The sequence below is a fragment of the Microbacterium sp. KU4F genome, assembly GCF_056868075.1.
Window position 1 is genome coordinate 3,024,542 of the sequence record NZ_CP200324.1, and the last position, 25,292, is coordinate 3,049,833.

Here is a 25,292-nt window from a genome sequence, read left to right on the forward strand (position 1 = left end):
GTTCGTCACTTTCGTCTCCCGGGGAGGCTTCGCGGGGCGGGCGGCGCTTCACCACCATACGGGGACGGACGTTCGCCCATCGGCGGTTGTCCACACTCCCGTCAGTCGAGGAGGTCCCGCAGGTGCGCGGGAGCAGCGGTGTCGTCGCCGTCGAGCGCCGCCAGGTCGCGGCGCGCTCGCCTTTCGGCACGTGCCGCGCGCGGCCGCCGCCACCATGGAGCGGAGGCGAGGGCGTTCCTCGCCTCTCGGAGACGGACATGAGCCGCGATGAGCAGCGCTCGTCGCTCGAGTGCTTCGCGCTCGGCATCGCTCAGCTCGACCAGCGGCAGGTCGCGATCGGATGTGGAGACCGCGATCCACGCCGCGGCCACGAGGATCACGATGCCGGTGATCCGGAACCACAGCAGGAACCCGATGAAGATGGCGAACGTCGCGATGAGCGGGTTGCTCGGCGTGTATCGCAGCAGGAGACCGGCGCCCACCTGCAGCAGGGCGAGAGCAGCGCCGCCGAGGATCGACCCCGGCCAGATGCGGCGCCAACGCAGCGACGCGCCGGTCAGGAAACGGAAGAGCAGGGCGAGTGCGACAGCGTTGACCAGGAACGCGACCACCAGGCTGAGCGCGCGGGCGAGGATGGTCGACCACGTCGAGTCCGGCTGCCACTGCAGGATGCCGGCCAGCAGATCCAGTGCCCAGGTGGTGATCTGCACGAGCACCCAGCCGGCGAGCAACGCGATCCCGAACAGTGCGGCGGCCAGGAGGTCCCGGGCCTTCAGCATCAGGTAGCTACGGGAGTCGAAGGGCAGGCCGAATGTGTCGCGCACCGCGCGACGGGTGTAGGTGATGAACCCGATGGCCGTCCAGATGACCACCACGAGCGCGATCGCTCCGGTCACCGGCAGCAGGCCCCCGCTGCTCTGCGAGGCGACGGCCTCGACCTGGCTCGGCTTGACCAGTCCGCTCTCGCTGATGAGGGCGGGGATGTAGCTGTTGACGATGTCGATCAGCTGGTGCACGGCCGCGTCGTCGCCCCCGAGCCAGACCCCGACCGCCGCGGCCGCGAGGTAGATGCCGGCGAAGATCGCGAACAGGGATTGGTAACTGACGCCGGCGGCCAGCAGGAAGCCGTTGTGCTGGAGGAAGTGTCGCCAGACTCGGATGGGGAACCAGGCGAGGGTGCGGCGGGTGAGTTCCGTCGCCTTCTCGATCGGCTCATCCAGACGTTCGCGCAGGTTCGCCTGCGCCGAATCCCACCGCTCGCGCAAGGAGCTCTCGTCTTGGGGCAGCACGAATCGCACGTCGGCGTGTTCCTCCGCAGCTCGCCTCACGCCCTCACCCTAGCGAGATCGGGCGGCGAGGCTTCGCATCCGGTCAGCCGCGGAGGACCGCCTGCTTCACCTCGGCGATCGCCTTGGTCACCTGGATGCCGCGCGGGCAGGCCTCGGTGCAGTTGAAGGTGGTGCGGCAGCGCCACACGCCTTCCTTGTCGTTGAGGATGTCCAGACGCACATCGCCGGCGTCGTCGCGCGAGTCGAAGATGAAGCGGTGGGCGTTGACGATGGCGGCGGGGCCGAAGTATTGGCCGTCGGTCCAGAACACGGGGCACGACGAGGTGCACGCGGCGCAGAGGATGCACTTCGTGGTGTCGTCGAAGCGCTCGCGGTCGACGATCGACTGCACGCGCTCCTTGCCCTTCTCGGGCGTGGAGTTCGCGATCAGGAACGGCTGTACCTCGCGGTAGGACGCGAAGAAGGGCTCCATGTCGACGATGAGATCCTTCTCCAGCGGCAGGCCCTTGATCGCCTCGACGTAGATGGGCTTCGAGATGTCGAGGTCCTTGATCAGTGTCTTGCAGGCGAGGCGGTTGCGACCGTTGATGCGCATGGCGTCCGAGCCGCAGATGCCGTGGGCGCACGAGCGGCGGAAGGCGAGCGAACCGTCGACCTCCCACTTGATCTTGTGCAGGGCGTCGAGCACGCGGTCGGTGGAATAGACCTCGACATCGTAGTCGACCCAGCGCGGTTCGTCGTCCAGCTCCGGGTTGAACCGGCGCACGATGAAGGTGACCAGGAACGCCTGGATGCCGGAGTCGTTGGTCTCCTGCACCTCGGGGGCCTCGGTGGTGGTCTCGGCGATGGCGGTGGCGGCCATGCTCAGTACTTCCTCTCCAGCGGCGGGTAGCGCAGTTCCCCGGCCTCGTCCTTGGTGAAGACGACCGGCTTCCAATCGAGGCGGATGTGGTCCTCCGGGTGTGAGGAGTGCGCATCGCCCGACAGGTAGGACATCGTGTGCTTCATGTAGTTCTCGTCGTCACGCGTCGGGTAGTCGTCGCGCATGTGGCCGCCGCGGCTCTCCTTGCGGTTGCGCGCGGCGACGGCGACGACCTCGGCGATGTCGAGGAGGAAGCCGAGCTCGACCGCCTCGAGCAGATCGGTGTTGTACCGCTTGCCCTTGTCGTCGACGTGGATGTTCTTGTAGCGCTCACGCAGCTCGGCGATGACGAGCATGACCTCACCGAGGGACTGGTCGGTGCGGAACACCTGGGCCTTGCGGTCCATCTCGTCCTGGAGCGTCTTGCGCAGCACCGCGATGCGCTCGGTGCCGGGGTTGTTGCGCAGACCCTCGATCATCTCGCGCACCTCGCGGGCCGGGTCTTCGGGAAGCGGGACGAAGTCCGCGCCGCTCTGGACGTACTTGACCGCGTTGCGTCCGGCGCGCTTTCCGAACACGTTGATGTCGAGCAGGGAGTTGGTGCCGAGGCGGTTGGAGCCATGCACCGAGACGCACGCGCACTCGCCCGCGGCGTAGAGACCGGGAACGACGGTGTCGTTGTCGCTCAGGACCTCGGCCTCGATGTTGGTCGGGATGCCGCCCATGGCGTAGTGCGCCGTCGGCATCACCGGCACGGGCTCGACGACCGGGTCGACGCCGAGATAGGTGCGGGCGAACTCGGTGATGTCGGGGAGCTTGGTCTCGAGAACCTCCGCCCCCAGGTGCGTGCAGTCCAGGAGCACGTAGTCTTTGTGCGGGCCGGCGCCGCGACCCTCCTCGACCTCCTGCACCATGCAGCGGCTGACGATGTCGCGCGGCGCGAGGTCCTTGATGGTCGGCGCGTAGCGCTCCATGAAGCGCTCGCCCGAGGCGTTGCGCAGGATGGCGCCTTCGCCACGCGCACCCTCGGTGAGGAGGATGCCGAGGCCGGCGAGGCCGGTCGGGTGGAACTGGAAGAATTCCATGTCCTCCAGCGGGAGTCCCTTGCGCCAGACGATGCCGACGCCGTCACCGGTGAGGGTGTGGGCGTTGGAGGTGGTCTTGAAGATCTTTCCGAAGCCGCCCGTGGCGAACACGACGGCCTTCGACTGGAAGACGTGCAGATCGCCGGTGGCCAGCTCGTACGCGACGACGCCGGCGACCTTCGTGGCGCCGTCGTCGTCGACCGTGATCAGATCGAGCACGTAGAACTCGTTGAAGAAGTTGATGCCGAGCTTCACGCAGTTCTGGAACAACGTCTGCAGGATCATGTGGCCGGTACGGTCGGCGGCATAGCAGGCGCGACGCACCGGGCTCTTGCCGTGGTCGGCGGTGTGGCCGCCGAAACGACGCTGGTCGATCTTGCCGTCGGGGGTGCGGTTGAACGGCAGGCCCATGTTCTCGAGGTCGATGACCGCGTCGATGGCCTCCTTGGCGAGGATCTCCGCCGCATCCTGGTCGACGAGGTAGTCGCCGCCCTTGATCGTGTCGAACGTGTGCCACTCCCAGGAGTCCTCTTCGACGTTGGCGAGGGCCGCGGCCATACCGCCCTGCGCCGCACCCGTGTGCGAGCGGGTGGGGTACAGCTTGGAGATGACGGCGGTCTTGGCGCCGGGGCCGGCCTCGATCGCCGCCCGCATCCCGGCGCCGCCGGCGCCGACGATCACGATGTCGAACTGGTGGTAGTAGACACCGTCCTTGACGACGGTGTCCGCGGTGGAGTGAGTGCTCACAGGTGGGATTCCTCTTGTCTGTTCTGATCCGTGGGGTGCGGCGTGCCTACTGGCACACCTCCCACATCACGCTGTCGCTGGTCACGCCGAGGCAGGGGTCGAAGGTGAAGACGACGAGCGTGCCGAGCAGGATCAGGAAGGCCGACACGATCCAGATCGCCCAGACGAGAACGCGCCGCGTGGTGGCGTGCGTGACGTAGTCGTTGACGATCGTGCGCATGCCGTTGCCGCCGTGGATGAGGGCGAGCCAGAGCATCGCGACATCCCACCACTGCCAGAACGGCGAGGAGAGCTTGCCGGCGACGAACGCGAAGTCGATCTGGTGGATGCCGTCGCCCGTCAGGAGGTTGACGAAGAGGTGTCCGAAGATCAGCACCACGAGCACGAGACCCGAGGCGCGCATGTAGACCCAGCCCCACTTCTCGAGGTTGGGGCCCTTGCGCCGGGGGGCCGAGAACGGGCTGCGGGGATCGGCGATCGTCGCGCTCATCAGTGACCGCCTCCCGTCGCGGCGAAGACGTTCATGAGGTGGCGCGGCGCGAAGCCGAGCATCGTGACCGCCCACAGGCCCAGCACGATCCACCAGAGCTGACGCTGGTAGCGCGCGCCCTTCGACCAGAAGTCGACGACGATGATGCGCAGGCCGTTGTAGGCGTGGTACGCGATCGCGGCGACGAGCACGACCTCGCCAATGCCCATCACGGGGTTCTTGTAGGTGCCGATGACCGCGTCGTACGCCTCGGGGGAGACGCGGATGAGGGCGGTGTCGAGCACGTGCACGAGGAGGAAGAAGAAGATCGACACACCCGTGATGCGGTGCAGCACCCACGACCACATGCCCTCGTTGCCGCGGTACAGCGTTCCGCGCGGCGTCTTGGACGTCGTCTGAGCGAGCGATGGTGTGACGCGTGCCGGTGCAGCCACGGTCGTCCTCCCTGATCGAACACGGTGGGGCAGGCGTTGCCCTTCGGGGTTTTTGCTGGTCCCCTGCGTCACGCGGGCGCTGCCGACAGTGTATTCGCCGCAGCACGACGGCGCCCTTTAGGCGAACCTAACAATCTCGACGTCGAGATAAATGGACCGGCGGCGCCGGTGGCTCGAGCGTTCGGCCGCCGACATTCGCGTGACATATGCGACGGATAGGGTGTCCGGTATGGGGAATGAGATCGAGGGTTTTTACGCCGTCATTCCGGCCGGCGGCATCGGCAGCAGGCTCTGGCCGCTCTCGCGGGCCGACGCTCCGAAGTTCTTGCACGATCTGACCGGCTCCGGTCAGACGCTGCTGCGCGACACCTGGGACCGCCTGGAGCCGCTGGCCGGCCACGACCGGATCGCGGTCGTGACCGGGCGTGCGCACCGCGCCGCCGTCGAGAAGCAACTGCCCGGTATCCCCGACAAGAACGTGTTCCTCGAATCCGAGCCGCGCGATTCCACCGCGGCGATCGGCCTGGCCGCGGCCATCCTGGTGCGGCGCGAGCCCGATGTCGTGATCGGCTCCTTCGCCGCAGACCACGTGATCCAGGGCTCTCGGGTCTTCGACTTCGCTGTGCGTCAGGCGGTCGCGGTGGCGCGTGCCGGGTACATCTGCACGATCGGCATCCAGCCGTCGGAGCCCTCGACCGGGTTCGGGTACATCAAGAAGGCCGACGAGCTGATCATCGACGGCGCTCCGGAGGCGGCGCTCGTCGAGCGATTCGTCGAGAAGCCCGATCTCGCCACGGCGCGCGAGTACTTCACCGATCGCGCCTACTCGTGGAACGCCGGGATGTTCATCTCGCGCGCGGATGTGCTGCTGGCAGAGATCGAGGCGAACGAGCCCGAGCTGCACGCGGGCCTGGTCGAACTGGCGGATGCCTGGGATGACCGCGATCGCCGCGGCCCGGCGGTCGATCGCATCTGGCCCGCCCTGAAGAAGATCGCGATCGACTACACGGTCGCAGAGCCTGCGGCAGCCAAGGGCAAGCTGGGCGTCATCCCCGGCCACTTCGACTGGGACGACGTGGGCGACTTCGCGAGCCTCACCAAGCTCGTCTCGAACGGCCGGAAGAACGACCTCGCGGTGCTCGGCGAGCACGCGCGGATCCTCTCCGACGCCTCCAGTGGCATCGTGGTGACGCAGACGCAGCGCGTGATCAGCCTCATCGGCGTGCAGGACATCGTCGTGGTCGACACCCCCGATGCTCTTCTGGTCACCACGACCGAGCACGCGCAGCGGGTCAAGCAGGTCGTCGACGCGCTGAAACTCAACGGCCGCGGCGACGTGCTCTGACACCGGATGCGGCGCCGCGCCGCAGCCGGACGAGACGCGCGTCACGGGCCGTTTGTAACCATTGCGTTGCGGCCTGCCGCTCGGCCCGTTGTGCGCGCGTCACATTGGGTAACGTTGCCGCATCCGTCCCCGGAACTGCCGGGGCATTCCCACGTCTCTTGATGGAGGACTCGTGAAGAAGACGACGACCAAGGCGCTGCTCAGCGGCCTGGCGATCGCGGCCACCGCGGTGCTGCTGGCCGGCTGTGGTTCCGCCCCCACGACCGAAACGACGAGCGGCTCCGCATCCGACGTCGTCGACGGCTTCAAGCCGTGCTTGGTCTCCGACGCGGGCGGCTGGGACGACAAGTCGTTCAACGAGTCGGCCAAGAACGGCATGGACAAGGCGGCCAAGGAGCTCGGCGTCACCCCGCTCGAGTTCGAGTCGACCAATGACAACGACTACGCGCCGAACATGCAGACCGCCATCTCCGAGGGTTGCACCCTCGTGATCGCCGTCGGCTTCAAGCTCGCCGCCGCGACCGTCGAAGCCGCCAACGCGAACCCGGATCTCGACTTCGCGATCATCGACGACTACGCCGACACGGACTTCGACGGCAAGACCGACGCGCCCAACATCAAGCCGCTGGTCTTCAACACGGCCGAGGCCGCGTACCTCGGCGGTTACGCCGCCGCTGCCTGGTCCGCCAAGGACGGCGTCAACAAGGTCGGCACCTTCGGTGGCATGCAGATCCCCTCGGTCGCCGTCTTCATGGACGGTTATGCCATGGGCGTCGAGAAGTACAACGAGGACAAGGGCGCGAACGTCCAGCTCTTCGGCTGGAACGCCGACACGCAGGAGGGCTCGTTCACCGGTGGCTTCGATGCGAACGACACCGCGAAGCAGACGGCTCAGGGTGTGCTCGACCAGGGCGTCGACGTGATCCTGCCCGTGGGTGGACCGATCTACAAGAGCGCCGCGGCGGCCATCGCCGACAGCGGAAAGAACACGCTCATGCTCGGTGTCGACAGCGACCTCGCCGTCGCCGACGACAGCGTCGCCGACATCACGCTGGTCTCGATCATGAAGGCGATCGACGTCGCCGTCTACGACGCGACCATCGCCGCCTCCAAGGGCGAGTTCGACCCGACCCCCTACGTCGGCACGCTGAAGAACGAGGGCGTCAAGCTCTCGAGCTTCCACGACTTCGAGTCGCAGCTGCCGGAGGGCCTGACCGACGAGCTGACCAAGCTCCAGGACGACATCGTCGCGGGGACCATCACGGTCACCTCGAAGAACTCTCCCGCCGGTTCTTGATCTGAACCGCACCACCTCGGGGCGAGTGGCTTTCCAGCCGCTCGCCCCGAGTCCCGTTCCGACGCCTTTCGACAGGCATTTTCTCCCCAGGTAGGGTGCATCTATGAAGCTCGAGCTCCGCGGGATCACCAAGAGATTCGGCAGCCTCGTCGCCAACGACCACATCGATCTGGTGGTCCGGCCCGGGGAGATCCATGCGTTGTTGGGGGAGAACGGCGCAGGCAAGTCGACCCTCATGAACGTGTTGTACGGCCTGTATCGCGCCGACGAAGGCGAGATCCTTCTGGACGACGTCGTCCAGAACTTCCGCGGCCCCGGCGATGCCATGGCCGCCGGTATCGGCATGGTCCATCAGCACTTCATGCTCATCCCCGTCTTCACCGTCGCCGAGAACGTCATGCTCGGGCACGAGAGCACCAAGGCGCTCGGACGTCTCGACCTGAACGCCGCCCGTACGCATGTGCGCGAGGTGGCGCAGCGCTTCGGATTCGAGATCGACCCCGACGCTCTCGTGGGCGACCTCCCGGTGGGCGTGCAGCAGCGTGTCGAAATCATTAAGGCGCTCTCGCGCGATGCGAAGGTCCTCGTCTTCGACGAGCCCACCGCGGTTCTGACGCCGCAGGAGACCGACGAGCTCATGGCGATCATGCGTCAACTGCGCGACGAGGGCACCTCCATCGTGTTCATCACTCACAAACTGCGTGAGGTCCGCGAGGTCGCGGACCGCATCACCGTCATCCGGCTCGGCAAGGTCGTCGGCGAGGCGTCGCCGACCGCCACCAACACCGAACTCGCCTCCCTGATGGTCGGTCGTGCCGTCGAGCTCACCGTCCAGAAGGAGCCGCCCACGCTCGGTGAGGGAGGCCTGAAGGTCAGCGGGCTGCGCGTTCTCACCGCCACCGGCGCGATCGTGGTCGACGGCGTCGACTTCGACGTGCGCCCGGGAGAGGTGCTCGCGGTCGCGGGGGTCCAGGGCAACGGTCAGACCGAGCTCGTCGAGGCCATCGTCGGGCTCGCTGCGCGTGTCGAGGGCTCGATCAGCCTCGACGGCACCGAACTCGTCGGCAAGAGCGTGCGAGCCATTCTCGACGAAGGCGTCGGGTTCGTACCAGAGGATCGCAAGGAGGACGGCCTGGTCGGCGGCTTCTCGGTCGCCGAGAACCTCGTGCTCGACCGTTCGTCCGACCCCGCCTTCGCCCGCGGCGGTACCCTGCGCCGCCGCGCCCTCGACGCGTTCGCACGCGACCGCATCCAGGAGTACGACATCCGCACCCGCGGGCCGGAGACCCCCGCGGGCACGCTGTCGGGAGGAAACCAGCAGAAGGTGGTCATCGCGCGCGAGATGAGCCGCGACCTACGCCTGCTGGTCGTCGCGCAGCCCACCCGCGGCGTCGACGTCGGCTCCATCGAGTTCATTCACAAGCGCATCATCGAGACGAGGGATGCGGGTATCCCGATCGTCGTCGTCTCCACCGAGCTCGACGAGGTCAGCGCCCTCGCCGACCGTATCGCCGTCATGTATCGCGGCACCATCGTCGGCATCGTGCCCGGCGACACGTCCCGTGACACCCTCGGCCTCATGATGGCCGGCGCAACCGACCCGGAGGTGGCCGCATGAGCGGTTCGACGCCCACGAGCGACGGAAGCGCGCGCAAGAGCGACGGCGATGCCGAGCTGCCACGCGCGACAGGTCCGCTGACCGGTGAGGAGACCGGGCCGACGCGGTCCGGCATCTTCCTGCGCGAGCTGATGCGCGGCAGTGCCGTGACAACGTTGCTCGCGATCGTGCTCGCGATGATCGTCGGCGGCATCCTGATCGCCGTGACCAACGAGAACGTGCAGGCCGCATCCGGCTACTTCTTCGCGCGTCCCGGCGACACGTTCGTGGCCGTCTGGCAGGCCGTCTACAACGGGTACGAGGCGCTGTTCCGCGGGGCGATCTTCAACTCCCGCGGCGCCGACTTCGCGGCGCAGATCCGACCGCTGACGAACGCCCTCGGCTTCGCGACTCCGCTCATCGCTGCCGGTCTCGGCGTCGCCCTCGCCTTCCGTGCCGGACTCTTCAACATCGGTGCTCGCGGTCAGATGCTCATCGCGGCCATGTTCGCGGGACTGTTCGCCTTCAACCTCGACCTGCCGCTCTGGCTGCACCTGCCGATCACGCTGATCGCCGGCATCGTCGGCGGTGCGCTGTGGGGTGGCCTGGTCGGCTTGCTGAAGGCCCGCACCGGCGCGCACGAGGTGATCCTCACGATCATGCTCAACTACGTGGCCTACTACCTGCTGCTGTGGATGTTGCGCACGCCCGGTCTGCTCCAGATGGAGGGGACCAACCAGCCCATCACGAAGCCGACGCCCGAGTCGGCGCAGTTCCCCGATCTGCTGGGGCCGCAGTTCCCGCAGCTCAACTGGGGCTTCGTCGTCGTGATCGCGGCGACCGTCTTCGTGTGGTGGCTCATCGAGCGCTCCAGCCTCGGGCTGCGTCTGCGCGCGGTGGGGGAGAACCCGCACGCCGCGCGTGCGGCGGGCATGAGCGTCGATCGCCTCTACATCTACGCGATGCTCTTCGCGGGTGGTCTCGCCGGTCTCGCGGCGATGAACCAGATCCAGGGAACCGTGACGACCGGATTCGGCGCCACGATCGATGCCGGCATCGGCTTCGACGCCATCACGGTGGCGCTGCTCGGACGCAGCCGCGCGTGGGGGACGTTCGCCGCCGGCATCCTGTTCGGGGCGCTGAAGGCGGGATCCTTCTCGATGCAGGCGCAGGGGATCCCGGTCGACATCGTGCTCGTCGTGCAGTCGCTCATCGTGCTCTTCATCGCAGCACCGCCCCTGCTGCGCGCGGTGTTCTTCCTGCCCAAGTCCGATGCCGAGAAGGCCGCCAGGGCGCGAGCCAAGGCCGCGAAGAAGGCGGTGGCCGCGTGAGCGCTCCGATCCAAGACAACGCCACGGCGCAGCGCGAGCAGAGCGACGGCACCATCCACCTCGCCGTCGTCAAGCAGCGGCACTTCAAGGCTCCTATCGTTCTGGTCGCGGTGGTCGCCCTGCTGGCCGCGTTGTTCGGTCTCTCTCCCCGCGACGGCACCTCATCGTTCCGCCTCGGCGACCCGTCGCAGGCCTTGGCCCTGCCGGATGTGGGCGTCCCTACGGCCGTCACCTCATGGCTGGTGTGGGCCGTGCTCGTGGTTCTGACCCTCGTCGCCTTCTGGCTGGCATGGTCGTACCGTCGGCAGCCGCTGTGGCTCACCATCGCCTTCAGTGTCCTGGGCGTCTTCGCCTTCCTTGTGTGGGCCGGGGCCGAGGGACTCGTGCCGGTTCCCAGCCTGCTTTTCGGCGCGGTGTCGCTGTCGGTCCCGCTCGTCTTCGGCGCCCTCGGCGGCGTGATCGGCGAGCGTGTCGGCGTCGTGAACGTCGCCATCGAAGGGCAGCTGCTGCTGGGAGCGTTCTCCGCGGCGCTCCTGTCGAGCATCACCGGCAACCCGTTCATCGGGCTCATCGGAGCGATGATCGGTGGCGTCCTCGTGTCGTTCGTGCTGGCCGCGTTCGCGATCAAGTACCTCGTGGACCAGGTCATCGTCGGTGTGGTGCTCAACGTGCTGGTGTCGGGTCTGACGGGCTTCCTCTACGGCGCCCTGCTGGCGCCGAACGAGGATGCACTGAACCGCCCCGAGCGCTTCACGCGCATCCAGATCCCCGGTCTCAGCGAGATCCCGATCATCGGGCCGGTGCTGTTCAACCAGACGTTCATCGTGTACCTGATGTTCATCACGGTCGCGCTCGTCGCCTGGGGTCTCTACCGCACGCGCTGGGGTCTGCGCCTGCGCGCCGTCGGCGAGCACCCGCAGGCGGCCGACACCGTGGGCATCAAGGTCAACGCCTCCCGGTTCTGGAACGTGTCGCTCGCGGGCGCCATCGCCGGCATCGGCGGCGCGTACTTCACCCTCGTCTCCGTGCCGCAGTTCGGCAAGGACATGACCGCCGGCCTCGGCTTCATCGCCCTCGCCGCCGTCATCTTCGGCCGATGGGACCCGATCCGTGCCACCCTCGCGGCGCTGCTGTTCGGATTCGCGACGAACCTGCAGAACCTCCTGACGGTGCTCAAGACACCGATCCCCAGCGAGTTCATGCTCATGCTGCCCTACGTCGTGACGATCCTCGCCGTCGCAGGGTTCGCGGGGCAGATCCGGGGGCCCGCCGCCTCCGGCAAGCCGTACATCAAGGGCTGACGCCCGCATCCGCTTTCTCGAAAGGACACCGTGACCGACATCGACTGGGACGAGCTGCGCACCGCCGCGACCGAGGCCATGCAGCGCGCCTACGCCCCGTACTCCCGCTACAAGGTGGGAGCCGCCGCGCTCGTCACCGACGGGCGGATCGTCTCGGGGTGCAACGTCGAGAACGCCTCCTACGGGGTCGGACTGTGTGCGGAATGCGGCCTGGTCTCGGAGCTGAACATGACCGGCGGCGGCCAGCTCGTGGCGTTCGTGTGTGTGAACGGCGACGGACAGACGATCATGCCGTGCGGGCGCTGCCGCCAGCTGCTGAACGAGTTCGCGCTGCCCGGGATGCTGCTGGAGACCGTGTCGGGCATCCGCACGATCGACGAGGTACTGCCCGACGCGTTCGGTCCCCGTGACCTCGAGGAGTACCGCCGATGAGCGCCGTCGAGCCGTTCGACGCCGTCGATGTGATCCGCGCCAAGCGCGACGGCCGCAGCATCGATGAGTCGGCGCTGCGGTGGATGATCGACGCGTACACGCGCGAGTATGTGACGGATGCGCAGATGTCCGCGTTTGCGATGGCGGTGCTGCTGAACGGCATGAGCCGTGACGAGATCCGCGTGATGACCGACGCGATGATCGCCTCCGGCGAGCGGATGAGCTTCACGGCGCTGTCCAAGACCACGGTCGACAAGCACTCCACCGGCGGCGTGGGAGACAAGATCACCCTTCCGCTGGCGCCGCTGGTGGCGGCATTCGGTGTCGCGGTGCCGCAGCTCTCGGGACGCGGCCTCGGGCACACAGGTGGCACGCTCGACAAGCTCGAGTCGATCCCGGGGTGGCGCGCCGCCCTGTCCAACGCCGAGATGTTCGCGCAGCTGGACGACGTCGGCGCGGTGATCTGCGCCGCGGGCTCGGGGCTCGCACCCGCCGACAAGCGCCTGTACGCGCTGCGTGATGTCACGGGCACCGTCGAGGCCATCCCGCTGATCGCGTCGAGCATCATGTCGAAGAAGATCGCGGAGGGCACCGCATCCCTCGTCCTCGACGTGAAGTTCGGTTCGGGAGCCTTCATGCAGGACATCGACAGGGCTCGCGAGCTCGCGCGCACGATGGTCGCACTCGGCAACGACTCCGGCGTGGCGACGACGGCCCTGCTCACCGACATGAACAGCCCGCTGGGTCGGGCGATCGGCAACGCGAACGAGGTGCGCGAGTCGGTGGAGGTGCTCGCCGGCGGGGGCCCTGCCGACGTCGTCGAACTGACGGTCGCCCTCGCCCGCGAGATGCTGACGCTGGCCGGTCAGCCCGACGCGGACGTCGAGGCGGCGCTGAAGGACGGCCGGGCCATGGACGTCTGGCGTCGCATGATCATCGCGCAGGACGGCGACCCGGATGCGGCCCTGCCGGTGGCGCGTGAGACGCACACGGTGCTCGCACCCAGCTCCGGCGTCGTCACGCGCCTGGAGGCGCTGCCCTTCGGCATCGCCGCGTGGCGCCTGGGGGCGGGGCGCGCGCGTCCGCAGGACGCCGTGGTTCACGCGGCCGGCATCGATCTGCACGCGCAGCTCGGGGAACGCGTCGAGGCCGGTCACCCGCTGTTCACCCTGTCGGCGGAGGATGCTGCCCGCTTCCCACGCGCCCTGGAGGCGCTCGAGGGGGCTTGGGAGATCGGCGACGCGGCACCTGCCGCATCCGCCCGCGTCGCCGAACGCATCACCGCCTGAGTCAACCGCGATCCGCGAGGAGCACCCCCTATGCCCATCGACCAGCGCGGCGACGCCACCCTCGACGGAGTGTCGCTGCGGAGCCTGCCGAAGATCTCCCTGCACGACCACCTGGACGGCGCGGTGCGCCCCGACACGATCGTCGAGCTCGCCGACGCCGCGGGCCTTCCCGTGCCCGAGAGCGACGGCGACGACCTGGCGGACTGGTTCGCCGAATCGAGCGACTCCGGTTCTCTTGTCGAGTACCTGAAGACCTTCGACCTCACGACGTCGGTCATGCAGACGCGGGAGAACCTGACGCGGATCGCGCGGGAGTTCGTCGAGGACTTGGCCGCCGACGGTGTGATCTACGGCGAGGTGCGCTGGGCGCCCGAGCAGCACCTGTCCGGCGGCCTCTCGCTCGAAGACGTCGTCGAGGCCGTGCAGGAGGGGATCGAGGAAGGCGAGGATGCGGCGGCGGATGCCGGACACGACATCCGCGTCGGCCAGCTCATCACCGCGATGCGCCACACCGACCGTTCGCTGGAGATCGCGAAGCTCGCCGTCGCCTTCCGTGATCGCGGGGCGGTCGGCTTCGACATCGCGGGTCCCGAGGACGGCTTCCTGCCGTCGCGTCACCGTGCCGCGTTCGACTATCTGGCCTCGCAGTTCTTCCCGGTCACCGTGCACGCCGGGGAGGCGGCAGGACTCGACTCGATCCGTTCGGCACTGTTGGACGGCCGCGCGCTGCGTCTCGGACACGGTGTGCGCATCGCGCAGGACCTCGAGGTCGTCTCGCGCGAGGGTGATGTCGTCGAGGTCGTCTTCGGCGATCTGGCGCGCTGGGTGCGCGACCGCGAGATCCCGCTGGAGCTCTCGCCGAGCTCGAACCTGCAGACCGGCGCGATCGCCGCATGGGGCAACGAGATGGCGGATCACCCCTTCGACCTGCTGTATCAGCTCGGCTTCGCCGTCACGGTGAACGTCGACAACCGCACGCAGAGCCGCACCTCGCTCACGCGCGAGCTGGCCCTGCTCGCGGAAGCCTTCGACTACGGTCTCGACGATCTCGAGACCTTCCAGATCAACGCCGCCGCGGCCGTCTTCCTGCCGGTCGAGGAGCGCGAGGAGTTGATCGACCTCATCAGCGAGGGCTTCGATCGCTGAGCCTCGATGGGGCGCCCACCCGGGTGCTCATCGGTCGAACGCTCGTCCACTCCGTGTCCCAGTGGTTCACGTTTTGGGGGCGTCGGGCGTGAACGTGTGAGACACGGATGAGGGTCTCGTGGCGCGTGTCTCGGTTGTTCACCGATTCGGGGCGTCGGGCGTGAACGTGTGAGACACAGATGCGGGTGGCCGGGATGCGTGTCCCACTGATTCACCTTCAGCGCCTCTCGATCGTGAACGACTGAGACACGGCGTGTGGCCGGTGGCACGATGCCCCCTCCCCAACTCTGTCTGACCGGCGGGTCGCCGACGAAGCGAGTGAGCGAGCAGAGACGCGGCGCCGTGCCGTGATGACATCTGTGGGATGACCGACGCGGCGTTCCCGGCATCCGCCTTCTCGTATCGATCCGCACGTGAGGCGGGGATCGGGCGCGGTGTTCTCCGCGGGAACCGCTTCCTCGCCCCGTTCCACGGCATACGGGCGGAGCCGCCGGTCCCGCATCCGGAGATGGGCGAGCTGATGCGCCTGTGCCACTGGTACCTGCCGCGCTTGCGCGAGGGCCAGTTCTTCAGCCATTCCACCGCGCTGGCGCTGTACGGGGCCGCGGTGCCGCCGCAAGATGCGCTGTCTGTGCACGTCTCGGTGCATCGGCCGTCCTCTCCGCCACGCACGCGCGGGGTGTCCGGCCACCGACTGCAGCAGCGCGATCCCGACGTTCACCTGCTCGGCGAGCTCCCTGTCGAGGCGCCGGAGAGAGCGTGGGTGCAGGCATCCCGAACCTGGATGACGGACGACCTCGTCGTCGCCGCAGACCACCTCCTGCGCCGCGACCGTCCCCTCACCACCATCCACGCGCTGACGACCGAAGCGCTGCGGATGCGAGGCGACGTCCTCGGTGAGCCGCTGTCGCTCATCCGGGAGGGCTCCGAGTCGGCGCGCGAGACGCTGCTGCGTCTGGTGCTGGTGCGCGCGGGACTACCCGAGCCCGAGCTCAACGTGCCGCTTCGAGACGCGCAAGGACGCACCATCGCGCGTCTGGATGAGTCGTTTCCCGCATACCGCGTGGCGGTGGAGTACGACGGGCGCCAGCATGCCTTCAGCGTCACGCAGTTCCGCCGCGATGCCGATCGCTGGGATGCCATTCGGGATGCCGGTTGGCACCTCGTCCGCATCCTCGATCACCACCTCTCGCCCGATCCAGGGATCGCTGTCGCGAAGGTGCGTGCCGCGCTCGTCGCGCGGGGCTGGAAAGACCGTGGGTCGCGGTCCGCTCTCTGACCCCGGCGCGCTCGGTGCGTGTCTCAGTTGTGCACCCCTTCGCGGCACGGCGCGTGAAGCATTGAGACACGGTGGGGGCCGGGTGTGCTGCGTGTCTCAACCGTGCACGGTTCTGGGGTGAGCCACGTGATCCGGTGAGACAGGCAGGCGATCGGGTGCGGTGCGTGTCTCAACCGTGCACGGTTCTGGGGTGTGCCACGTGAAGGAGTGAGACACGCAGGCGATCGGGTGCGGTGCGTGTCTCAGGTGCGCACGTACGCGGGGCCTGGAGCGTGAAGCGGTGAGACACGGGATGCGGGATGCAGGGCCCGACGCCGTGCCGGGACCGCGATCGGTGGTCAGCGGGGGAGGGATACGGCGAAGTCGGTGACGAGTTCCGTCACGCGCGCGGTCATCTCCGCCTCGTCCATCGAGGGTGTGCCGTCTCCCGCCTGCGGTCCGTAGGCGCCGAAGGATGCGTGCGACGCGCCGTCGATCTCGACGAACTGGGCGTCGGCCGGAAGCAGGGGTGCCGCGTCGCGGATCTTCGCCGGCGTCGACAGGCCGTCCTCGCTTCCGCCGATGCTGAGCGCGGGGAGCCCCGTGGCGGAGATGTCGGTCGCGCAGTACGAGGCGAAGAGCACGAGCGCGTCCGCATCCGTCGCCAGCTGGCAGGCGCGCACGCCGCCGAGCGAGTGGCCGCCCACCATCCACGTGCCGACGCCGGGCGCGAGCGAGGTGAACGCGTCGAGCGGCCGCGGGTCGAGGAAGGCGAGGTTGTACCAGGGGCGGGTGATCACGACGGTGATGCCATCGTCGACCAGACCGGCGAGCCGGGCGGCGTACGCGATCGGCTCGACCTTGGCCCCGGGGATGAACACGAGCCCCACTTCGGATGAACCGGATGCGGGGGAGAGCACGATCGCGCCGGCCTGCTCGTCGACGGCGATCGCCGTGTCGCGACGGACCGCGTCGAGCGGCCCGGGCTCTGCGGCCATGACGCCCACCTGCCCCCAGACGAGCACGCCCAGCACCGCGACCGCGAGGAGGGCGCCCAGACTGCCCAACGACCAGGTCAGGACGCGACGGATGCGGCGGCGAGGACGAGAGGGTGCCGGTTCGGTCACTGCTCCAGGCTAGGGGCAGCTCTCCGGGAGAATGCAGCGAGCCCCGCCTCCGTCCTGGCCGACGGAGGCGGGGCTGGTGAGATCGGTGGCTCAGGCCGACTGGTGCGCCGCGACGACGTCGCGCACGGCCGTGAACAGCGGATGCTGCGGCTCGAGTCCTGTGACTTCGGTCGTGAACGCGGCGGCGCTCTTCGTGCTGAGCAGACGCTGCAGCTCGACGGCTTCCGGATCGTCGGGGGACGAGAAGGAGAGCGCGGCGCCCATCGTGGCCACGAGAGCCTCGGTGGACAGGCCGCGCTCCGCCGCCTCCGCGGCGGGGCCGACGAACCGCTCGTGGCGCGAGAGCTTGCGCAGCGGCTGACGGCCGACGCGCCACACCGTGTCGGGGAGGGCAGGGTTGCGGAAGCGGGAGAGGATCGTCTCCCGGTAGCGGGCGAGCTCGTCGGGGGCGAACTCGTGCTTCGCGATGAGCACCGCCGACGTCTCGGCGAGCGTCGCCGAAACCGCCGCCGCGATCTCCGGTTCGGCCAGCGCATCCGAGATCCGCTCGATACCGGCGCGTGCGCCGTAATAGGCGGTCGCGGCGTGACCGGTGTTCACCGTGAACAGCTTGCGCTCGATGTACGGCGCCAGATCGTCCACGAAGTGGGCGCCCGGGATGCGGGGCAGCTCGCCGCCGAAGGGCGCCTGCTCGATCGCCCACTCGTAGAAGGGCTCCACGACCACATCCACGCCGGCGTCCGCCGGCTGACCCGGCACGATGCGGTCGACGGCGGTGTTGGCGAACACGGCGCGCGCGGACAGCTCGGCCCAGTCGTCACCGGCCTGCTCCTCGATGTGTGCGCGCAGCTGGTCGGTCGCGCCGATCGCGTTCTCGCAGGCCATGACCTGCAGCGGTGCGAGGGTCTCGTCGCGGCGGGCGAGGCCGGCGCGGATGAGAGGGGCCACGAACTTCAGGATCGTGGGGCCGACCGCGGTCGTGACCACGTCTGCCGAGGCGATCTCGTCGACGACCGCCTGCGGGTCCTCGGCGCTGTTGAGTGCGCGGAACCCGGTGACCACGACGTCCGTGCCACCGTCGCCGACCTCGTGGACCGTGTAGCTGTCGACCGCGTTGATCGCATCGACGAGCCCGGCCGACACATCGGAGAACACCACCTCGTAGCCGCCCTCGTGCAGGAGGAGGCCGACGAAGCCGCGCCCGATGTTGCCGGCGCCGAAGTGGACGGCCTTCATGCGTTCACCGACGCGAGCAGTTCGTAGAGCTCCTCGGGCGTCGACGCGGCCTTGAGGCGCGCGACGTCGTCCTCGTCGGAGAACAGCAGTGCGATCTGCGACAGGATGTCGAGGTGCTCGTCGCCCTTGCCGGCGATGCCGATCACGAACGAGACGGGGTTGCCGTCCCAGTCGACACCGCCGTCGTAGCGGACGACCGACAGCCCGGAGGCGAGGATCTCGTCCTTGGTCTCGTTGGTGCCGTGCGGGATCGCGAGCTCGTTGCCCATATAGGTAGACACCGCCTGCTCGCGCTGCTGCATGGCGTCGAAGTATCTGCCGGTGACGGCGCCGGCGGACTCCAGGATGCCGGCGGCTTCGCGCATGGCCTCGTCGCGGGTCGCGCCGCCCGAGTGGATGCGCACCTGTCCGATACCGAGAACTGCCATGATTCTTCCTTTCCCGTTCCTGCCGCGCGCTGCCTGCTCGCGGCGCCGCGGGCACCTCGTGCCCGCCGGACACGGATGCGGGCCGCACGGCGTGTGCGACCCGCATCCTGTGGGGTCAGCCCTGCTGACCATCCTTCTGCTGATCGACGACCAGGTCCACGACCTCTTCGTACTTCGGAGAGTTCATGAAGTTGTCGACGGAGACGTGCATCGCACCGGGCGTCTGCTTGCGCGCGCGGTCGGTGAGCTGGTTCTGGGTGATGACCAGGTCCTCGCTGCCGTCGAGGTTCGCGATCGCCTTGTTGGTGACCGTGACGCCGTCGACGCCCGCCTTCTTGATCTTGTTGCGGAGCACGCTCGCGCCCATGGCGGAGGAGCCCATACCGGCGTCGCACGCGAAGACGATGTTGGTGACCTTCGTGGTGGTCAGCAGCCCGCCGTCGGCCCGGCCGCCGGTCTCCAGCTCAGTCTCGAGCTTGTCGAGCGCCTCGTCCGCGGCGTCCGCATCCGAAGAGCCCGAGGCGCGGAGCGCATCCATCGCGGCGGACGACTTGCCCTTGTTCGCCTCGGTCTGGGCGATCGCGGCGCCGAAGGTGTCGGCCTCTGCCGCGAGGTCCCGCTTGCGCGAGGCGCGGAGGATGATCGCGGTCAGGATGAAGGTGACCGCTGCGGCGACGACCACCGAGAGGAGCACGATCAGCAGATTGCCGACACCGGGTCCGATCGCCGCGGCTCCCACGGCGATGATGCTGCCGGGGGCCGCAGGGAAGGCGAGACCGCCGCCGAGCGCCATGTTGGTCGTGACACCGGCCGCACCACCCGCGATGAGCGCGAGGATCGTGACGGGCTTGCTCAGCGCGTACGGGAAGTAGATCTCGTGGATGCCGCCGAAGAACTGGATGATCGCAGCTCCCGGAGCAGAGGCCTTGGCCATGCCCACCCCGAAGAACGAGAAGGCGAGCAGGAGTCCGATGCCGGGGCCGGGGTTGGCCTCGATGAGGAACAGGATGCTCTTGCCGACCTCGTCCGCCTGCTGGATGCCGAGCGGGGTGAACACGCCGTGGTTGATGGCGTTGTTGAGGAACAGCACCTTGGCCGGCTCGACGATGATCGACACGAGCGGCAGCAGGTTCAGCGAGACCAGCCAGTTCACCGCCTCGCCGAGGCCGTCGCTGATGGCCAGGAAGACCGGGCCGAAGGCGAAGAAACCGATGATCGCGAGGATCATGCCCAGGATGCCGGCCGAGAAGTTGTTGACCAGCATCTCGAAGCCGGGCTTGATCTTGCCGTCCCAGATCTTGTCCATCTGCTTGGTGATCCAGGCCGCGATCGGGCCCATGATCATCGCGCCGAGGAACATCGGGATGTTGGTGCCGAGGATGACACCCATCGTGGCGATGGTGGCCACCACGCCGCCGCGCTCGCCGTAGACCATGCGGCCTCCGGTGTTGGCGATCAGCAGCGGGAGCAGGTAGGTGACCATGGCGCCCACGAGGCCCGCGTAGGCCTGGAAGGTGCCGCCGTCGCCCTGGGCGAGCGCGGTCATGGCGCCGTTCCAGCCGATGATGGCGGAGTCGCCGCCGCCGCCGATGATCTCGGAGACGGGGTACCAGTGCCAGCCGAAGGGGCTGTCCGCGCCGAAGAAGCCGGCGGGGATGAACAGCATCGTGATGAAGCCCCACGCGATGAAGGCCGCGATGTTGGGCATGATCATGCCGGAGAGGAACGTGCCGAATCGCTGGACCGCGACCCGGGCTCCTCCCGGCTGCTTGACGGGAGCTGACGTCGTCGTCATGAGACTGTCTCTTTCTACTCTTTGTGGGACGGGTGTTACGGGGCGGGGGTGGACGCGGCGCGCGCGGCGTCGCGTGCGGATGCGGCGTCGTCGGCGGCCAGGGCGGCCTCGGCGATGCGGCGGGCGTCCTCGAGGCTGTACTTCAGGAGGGTGGCCCGCACGTCGGCCAGGGCCGTCGGGGCCATCGAGAGGCTCGTCGCGCCGAGGCCGACCAGGACCACGGCCAGCAGCGGATCCGCCGCCGCCTCGCCGCAGATGCCGACGGGCTTTCCGAGCTCGCGTCCGGCGCGACCGGTGGTGCCGATGAGACCCAGCACCGCGGGGTGCCACGGGTCCTGGAAACCGGCGACCGAGCCGAGCAGGCGGTCGGCGGCCAGGGTGTACTGGGTCAGATCGTTCGTCCCGATCGAGGCGAAGTCGGCGTGCTTCAGCACCCGATCGGCGAGCAGGGCCGACGAGGGCACCTCGACCATGACGCCGGCGGTCTTGATGCCGAACTCGCGGGCGAGCTCCACGAAGTAGATCGTCTCCTCGACGGTGGCGACCATGGGTGCCATGACCCACAGGTCGGCGGGCTCACCGGATGCGGCGACCGCCGCATCCGCTTCGCTCAGCGCCGTCAGCTGCTCGCGCAGGATGTCCTCGTTCGCACGGAGGGCGCGCAACCCCCGGAGCCCGAGTGCCGGGTTCTCCTCGTGTGCGTCGTTGAGGAACGCGAGCGGCTTGTCGGCGCCCGCATCCAGGGCGCGGACGACGACCTTCTTGCCTCGGAACGCGGCGAGCAGGCGCGTGTACGACTCCTTCTGCTGCGCGACCGTGGGCGCGTTGGCGGAGCTGAGGAAGAGGAACTCGGTGCGGAACAGGCCGACGCCCTCGGCGCCCAGAGCGACGGCCTCGGCGGCGCCCTCGGGGTTGCCCAGGTTGGCCAGAAGGGGCACCGCGGTGCCGTCGGAGAGCGCACCGGGCGTGATCGGCGCGGAGGCCGCCGCGGCGCGCGCATCGGCGCGGTTCTGCGCGCGACGCAGTTCCTCCTCGCTCGGGTGGGTGGTCACGATGCCCGCAGCGGCGTCCACGATGACGACCTGGTCGTCGACGAGGTCTGCGGCGCCGGCAGCACCCACGATCGCCACGATGCCCTTCTCGCGGGCCAGGATCGCGGTGTGCGAGGTGGGGCCGCCTTCACTCGTGACGAGCGCGAGCACCTGGTCGAGATCCAGCAGAGCGGTGTCGGCGGGAGCGAGGTCGGTGGCGACCAGCACGTAGGGATGACCCGGCTCGGGGAGGCCGGGAGCCGCGACCCCCTGCAGCCGCGCGATCACGCGCTGAGCGACGTCGTCGAGGTCCGCTGCGCGCTCGCCGAGGTAGCCGCCGACGGCGACGAGGGTGTCGCGGAAGCTCGCGAAGGCGTCGTAGACGGCTCGCTCTGCGGTGGCGCCGGCGGCGAGTCGCGTGTCGACCTCGGACTCCAGTGCCGGGTCCTCCGCCATCATCGCCTGGGCTTCGAGGACGTCCTGTGCCGCGCCGCCCGCGGTGGCGCCGCGCTGCTCGAGCTCACGCGCGACGGCCGCGACGGCCTCGCGCACGCGGGCGGTCTCGGCCGCGACGTCGAGCGTCGAAGGCTCGTCCGCGGGTGCGGGAAGCGGTGCGGCCATGCGGGCGACGGGCCCCTGCGCGACACCGAGTCCGATGCCGACTCCGGGAATGGTGGTGCTCATGATGTGTCTCCTCAGGCGGCGTCGTGGTCGGTGGTCAGCAGGTCGGCGAGACGGTCGAGGATGGCCTCGGCGTCGCCGCCGTCCACGGTCAGGGTCACGTAGTCGCCGTAGTCCAGTCCGAGCGAGATGACGCCCAGGATGCTGGCGGCGTTCGTCGCCGCGCCCGAGTCCTTCGCGATCGTGACCGGGACTCCCGCATCCTTGGCCGCCTGGGCGAAGAGCTTCGCGGGGCGGGCGTGCAGGCCGTGCGACGAGCCGATGCGCACGGTACGGGTTGCGAGGGACATGTGGGTGCCTTTCCTTCTCAGGCCGTGGGGCCGGGGAGCGACGCTGTCTGGTTCGTGATCAGGTCGAGCGTTCGCCGACCGTCTCGGTCCGTGAAGATGTCCTCGGGCAGGACGATCACGGAGACTCCGTGGCGCGCCGCATCCTCGCGGATGCTGTCCGCCACCTGGGTCAGGTGCGGTCCGATGAGCACGAGCTCCGCCTCGCCGATCCGCGCCGCCAACGCGGCGTGCGGTACGGCTTCGGCTTGGAGATCGAGCCCGGCGGACACCGCCGCTCGCTGCAGCCGCTGTGCCACGAATGTGCTCGACGCACCAGCGCCGCACACCACCAGGATCCTCATCGACCCGCCTCCTTCCTCTCCATCCTGTGAACCGGCCGAGAGCGCAGCAACCAGAGGTTCTTCCGCCCCGAGCGGAAATCGCCGCGGCAGGGTGGGCCGGGCCCGCCGGCCGCGTGGTGGAATGGAGTGCCGGTGCCAGCCGGGATCTCGGAGGGTGACGTGACGCGAGCGCGACAGGACAGGGTGCTGGGCATCCTGGTCCGCGAGCGTGATTGGATCACCGCCGGCACCCTCGCCGACCTGCTCGGCGTGACGCCGCGCAGCATCCGCAGCTATGTCACCGCGCTGAACGCGCGTGCCGCCGGTGCCGTCGAATCGGGTCCGCTGGGCTACCGCGCCGGCGCCGAGGCGGCCGTCACACTGCGCGATCACCCGACGGATGCGGGAACTCCGCGCGACCGACTCCACACGATCGTGCGGGCGCTGCTCGCCGGCGACGAGGGCATCGACGTCTTCGAGACGGCCGACCGGCTCTTCGTCAGCCCCGCCACGCTCGAGTCCGATCTCGCCCGGGTGCGGGGGCTCTTGGGAGGCACCGAGCTGGTGCTGGAGCGCTCCGCGTCCCGTGCGCGGCTCGTCGGTTCCGAAGCCGCACAGCGCCGGCTCCTCAGCCGCCTCGTGCACGACGAGATGGACGAGGGAGCCTTCGACCTCTCGGCGCTGCGGCGCACCCTGGGCGAGGAGTCGGTCGCGCCGCGCGCGTTCGGCCAGTTCAAGGCGGAGCTCGTCGCTCGGTTGAGCGAGCTGGGCTACTACGTGAACGAGTTCGGCATCGCCGATGTGCTGATGCACATCGCAATCTCGGCCGATCGGGTCTCGCTCGGCCGCGCGCTGGACGAGGCGGCGACCACGCCGACCGATGCCCAGGCGGCGATCGCCCGGGTCATCGACGAGCTCGCCCAGGAGCATCTGGGCGTGCGCCTGGGTACGGGAGACACGATCCACCTCGCGACGATCGTGCTGACGCGCATCGTCGCCCCCGGTGCGGCCGATTCGGCGCGGACGCCGCTGGACGCCGAGGTGGAGCAGGTGGTGAGCGAGGTGGTGGCGGAGGCTGCATCCGAGTTCCTCGTCGACATCCTCGCGCCCGAGTTCGTGCAGCGTCTCAGCCTGCACGTGCAGAACCTGCGGCTTCGCGCCCGGGAGAACGCGTGGTCGCGGAACCCCCTGACCCGCTCGCTGAAGTCGACGTATCCGATGATCTTCGATGTCGCCGTCTATATCGCGAGCCGACTGCAGGAACGCCTCGACATCCCGTTGTTGGACGACGAGATCGCCTACATCGCGATGCACGTCGGCGGGCAGCTCGAGCGCAGCCGTCGATCCGACAATCTGTTGACCGCGACCATCGTCTGCCCGGGTTACTACGAGCTCCACGAGCTGCTGCGCTCGAGCGTGGACCGCTCGCTCGGACAGGCCATCGAGGTCGTCGACGTCGAGACGCGGGTCGACCCCGACTGGGCGGCGATCGACACCGACCTCGTGTTGACGACGATCGATGCGCCCGTGTCGGGGGAGCGCTTCGTGCGGATCCAGCCGTTCCTGACCCCCAGCGACATCGAGCGCGTGCAGGCCGTCGCCGGCCGCATCCGCCGTGGACGCCGCCTCGCGCGGCTGCGTGCCGAGCTCGAGCGCTACTTCGATGCGGCATCGTTCGTGCGCGGTCTCGACGCGTCGCACGGCGAGGAGGGCGCCATCCGCCAGCTCGGCGGAATGCTGGTGGAACGCGGCATCATCGACGCGGACTACGTCGAGCGGGCCATCGAACGCGAGCACCTGTCATCGACGGCGTTCACCGACGCCCTCGCGGTACCGCATGCGATCGGGATGACCGCGGTGCGTACGGCCATCGCGATCGGTATCGCCGACCCGCCGATGCCGTGGGGGGACTCCCGGGTGCAGGTCGTCGCGCTCGCGGCGTTCTCCGAGACCGATCGCGAAGCCTTCCAGACCGTGTTCGAGCAGTTCGTCGAGGTGTTCAGCGAGCGCGATTCCGTGCAGCGCATCGTGCGCCGCGGCACTGACTTCTCCGCCTTCCTCGACGAGCTCGTCGCCGTCATCGACGGCTGAGCCCTGCGCCGCGCTCGCGTTCGCCTGCCGCCCCGCCTGCGCGCCGCGCGCGGGTTCGCCTGCCGCCCCGCCCGCGTCCGGCGCGCGGGTTCGCCTACACCGACCCGCCCCGCCCCGCCTGCGCGCCCCTGCGCGCGACTCCTGGCGCGGTCCTGCGTGTGGCTCCTGGTGTGGTCCTGCGTGTCTCAATCGTTCACGTATCGGGGGCTATTCGCGTGAACGATTGAGACACGGATGGGGGTGCGGGTGCTGCGTGTCTCATGGGTGCACGTTCGGCGCGTCCCTGGCGTGAACGGTTGAGACACGGATGCAGGTGGGGCGCTGCGTGGTGTGGGCCCCGGGGGTGCGTGTCTCAATCGTTCAGGTTTCCGGGGCGATTCGCGTGAACGG

At 68.9% G+C, this 25,292-nt stretch carries 22 protein-coding genes; 10 read left to right on the forward strand and 12 right to left on the reverse strand.

Annotated elements, in window-relative coordinates; genetic code table 11:
* Positions 1-101: 101 nt before the first annotated feature.
* The 5 genes from AC1VNH_RS15035 to sdhC are packed head-to-tail and all read right to left on the reverse strand — an operon-like array spanning position 102 to position 4,907.
* Positions 102-1,328: a YihY/virulence factor BrkB family protein gene (locus AC1VNH_RS15035; RefSeq protein ID WP_483112325.1), complete on the reverse strand. Its 1,227-nt coding sequence runs from the start codon at positions 1,326-1,328 to the stop codon at positions 102-104.
* A 43-nt stretch (positions 1,329-1,371) separates the two neighbouring features.
* The gene (locus AC1VNH_RS15040; RefSeq protein WP_243226941.1) at positions 1,372-2,151 is read right to left on the reverse strand and encodes a succinate dehydrogenase iron-sulfur subunit; all 780 of its coding nucleotides are present in this window, start codon (positions 2,149-2,151) and stop codon (positions 1,372-1,374) included.
* 2 nt (positions 2,152-2,153) lie between these two features.
* Positions 2,154-3,983 (reverse strand): succinate dehydrogenase flavoprotein subunit, encoded by a 1,830-nt coding sequence (gene sdhA / locus AC1VNH_RS15045; protein ID WP_483112326.1) that lies wholly within the window; start codon positions 3,981-3,983, stop codon positions 2,154-2,156.
* A gap of 46 nt (positions 3,984-4,029) precedes the next feature.
* Positions 4,030-4,473 carry a succinate dehydrogenase hydrophobic membrane anchor subunit gene (locus AC1VNH_RS15050; RefSeq protein ID WP_483112327.1) on the reverse strand — a complete coding sequence of 148 codons (444 nt, stop codon included), beginning with the start codon at positions 4,471-4,473 and terminating at the stop codon, positions 4,030-4,032.
* Positions 4,473-4,907 carry a succinate dehydrogenase, cytochrome b556 subunit gene (sdhC, locus tag AC1VNH_RS15055; RefSeq protein ID WP_243226944.1) on the reverse strand — a complete coding sequence of 145 codons (435 nt, stop codon included), beginning with the start codon at positions 4,905-4,907 and terminating at the stop codon, positions 4,473-4,475. Before sdhC ends, AC1VNH_RS15050 begins: the two co-directional genes overlap by 1 nt.
* Before the next feature lie 229 nt (positions 4,908-5,136).
* Here sdhC and AC1VNH_RS15060 point away from each other — a divergent pair, with 229 nt between their 5' ends.
* The 9 genes from AC1VNH_RS15060 to AC1VNH_RS15100 all read left to right on the forward strand — a co-directional run bounded on the left by AC1VNH_RS15060 (position 5,137) and on the right by AC1VNH_RS15100 (position 15,924).
* Positions 5,137-6,252 (forward strand): mannose-1-phosphate guanylyltransferase, encoded by a 1,116-nt coding sequence (locus AC1VNH_RS15060; protein WP_483112328.1) that lies wholly within the window; start codon positions 5,137-5,139, stop codon positions 6,250-6,252.
* 172 nt (positions 6,253-6,424) lie between these two features.
* On the forward strand, positions 6,425-7,549 hold the full coding sequence (locus AC1VNH_RS15065) for a BMP family lipoprotein (protein ID WP_483112329.1): 1,125 nt from the start codon (positions 6,425-6,427) through the stop codon (positions 7,547-7,549).
* 103 nt (positions 7,550-7,652) lie between these two features.
* Positions 7,653-9,167 carry an ABC transporter ATP-binding protein gene (locus tag AC1VNH_RS15070; protein WP_243226947.1) on the forward strand — a complete coding sequence of 505 codons (1,515 nt, stop codon included), beginning with the start codon at positions 7,653-7,655 and terminating at the stop codon, positions 9,165-9,167.
* Positions 9,164-10,477, forward strand: coding sequence for an ABC transporter permease (locus AC1VNH_RS15075; RefSeq protein ID WP_483112330.1), 1,314 nt, complete (start codon positions 9,164-9,166; stop codon positions 10,475-10,477). The genes AC1VNH_RS15070 and AC1VNH_RS15075 overlap by 4 nt, the downstream gene beginning before the upstream one ends.
* Positions 10,474-11,778 carry an ABC transporter permease gene (locus AC1VNH_RS15080; RefSeq protein WP_483112331.1) on the forward strand — a complete coding sequence of 435 codons (1,305 nt, stop codon included), beginning with the start codon at positions 10,474-10,476 and terminating at the stop codon, positions 11,776-11,778. Before AC1VNH_RS15075 ends, AC1VNH_RS15080 begins: the two co-directional genes overlap by 4 nt.
* Positions 11,779-11,808: 30 nt before the next feature.
* Positions 11,809-12,210, forward strand: coding sequence for a cytidine deaminase (locus AC1VNH_RS15085; protein WP_137416324.1), 402 nt, complete (start codon positions 11,809-11,811; stop codon positions 12,208-12,210).
* Positions 12,207-13,499 carry a thymidine phosphorylase gene (locus AC1VNH_RS15090; protein ID WP_483112332.1) on the forward strand — a complete coding sequence of 431 codons (1,293 nt, stop codon included), beginning with the start codon at positions 12,207-12,209 and terminating at the stop codon, positions 13,497-13,499. The genes AC1VNH_RS15085 and AC1VNH_RS15090 overlap by 4 nt, the downstream gene beginning before the upstream one ends.
* 30 nt (positions 13,500-13,529) lie before the next feature.
* Positions 13,530-14,645 (forward strand): adenosine deaminase, encoded by a 1,116-nt coding sequence (locus AC1VNH_RS15095; RefSeq protein WP_483112333.1) that lies wholly within the window; start codon positions 13,530-13,532, stop codon positions 14,643-14,645.
* Positions 14,646-15,009: 364 nt separating this feature from the next.
* On the forward strand, positions 15,010-15,924 hold the full coding sequence (locus AC1VNH_RS15100) for a hypothetical protein (protein ID WP_483112334.1): 915 nt from the start codon (positions 15,010-15,012) through the stop codon (positions 15,922-15,924).
* A 338-nt stretch (positions 15,925-16,262) separates the two neighbouring features.
* On the opposite strand, the gene AC1VNH_RS15105 is transcribed toward AC1VNH_RS15100, so the two are convergent.
* The 7 genes from AC1VNH_RS15105 to AC1VNH_RS15135 form a co-directional block, all read right to left on the reverse strand.
* The gene (locus AC1VNH_RS15105) at positions 16,263-17,030 is read right to left on the reverse strand and encodes an alpha/beta hydrolase (protein ID WP_483112335.1); all 768 of its coding nucleotides are present in this window, start codon (positions 17,028-17,030) and stop codon (positions 16,263-16,265) included.
* A 90-nt stretch (positions 17,031-17,120) separates the two neighbouring features.
* On the reverse strand, positions 17,121-18,266 hold the full coding sequence (locus AC1VNH_RS15110; RefSeq protein WP_483112336.1) for a mannitol-1-phosphate 5-dehydrogenase: 1,146 nt from the start codon (positions 18,264-18,266) through the stop codon (positions 17,121-17,123).
* A complete protein-coding gene (locus AC1VNH_RS15115; protein WP_307319651.1) occupies positions 18,263-18,694 on the reverse strand; it encodes a PTS mannitol transporter subunit IIA in 432 nt (143 codons plus the stop codon). Before AC1VNH_RS15115 ends, AC1VNH_RS15110 begins: the two co-directional genes overlap by 4 nt.
* Positions 18,695-18,809: 115 nt before the next feature.
* Positions 18,810-20,489: a PTS mannitol transporter subunit IIBC gene (locus AC1VNH_RS15120; protein WP_483112339.1), complete on the reverse strand. Its 1,680-nt coding sequence runs from the start codon at positions 20,487-20,489 to the stop codon at positions 18,810-18,812.
* A 35-nt stretch (positions 20,490-20,524) separates the two neighbouring features.
* The gene (gene ptsP / locus AC1VNH_RS15125; RefSeq protein WP_309732772.1) at positions 20,525-22,204 is read right to left on the reverse strand and encodes a phosphoenolpyruvate--protein phosphotransferase; all 1,680 of its coding nucleotides are present in this window, start codon (positions 22,202-22,204) and stop codon (positions 20,525-20,527) included.
* Positions 22,205-22,215: 11 nt separating this feature from the next.
* Complete coding sequence (locus AC1VNH_RS15130) at positions 22,216-22,491, reverse strand: HPr family phosphocarrier protein (RefSeq protein WP_137416332.1); 276 nt, start codon at positions 22,489-22,491, stop codon at positions 22,216-22,218.
* A 17-nt stretch (positions 22,492-22,508) separates the two neighbouring features.
* Entirely contained in the window at positions 22,509-22,832 is a 324-nt protein-coding gene (locus tag AC1VNH_RS15135; RefSeq protein ID WP_309732769.1) for a PTS sugar transporter subunit IIB, read from the reverse strand.
* A gap of 159 nt (positions 22,833-22,991) precedes the next feature.
* Here AC1VNH_RS15135 and AC1VNH_RS15140 point away from each other — a divergent pair, with 159 nt between their 5' ends.
* Positions 22,992-24,902, forward strand: a complete 1,911-nt coding sequence (locus AC1VNH_RS15140; RefSeq protein ID WP_483112343.1) for a BglG family transcription antiterminator — start codon at positions 22,992-22,994, stop codon at positions 24,900-24,902.
* Positions 24,903-25,292 lie beyond the last annotated feature (390 nt).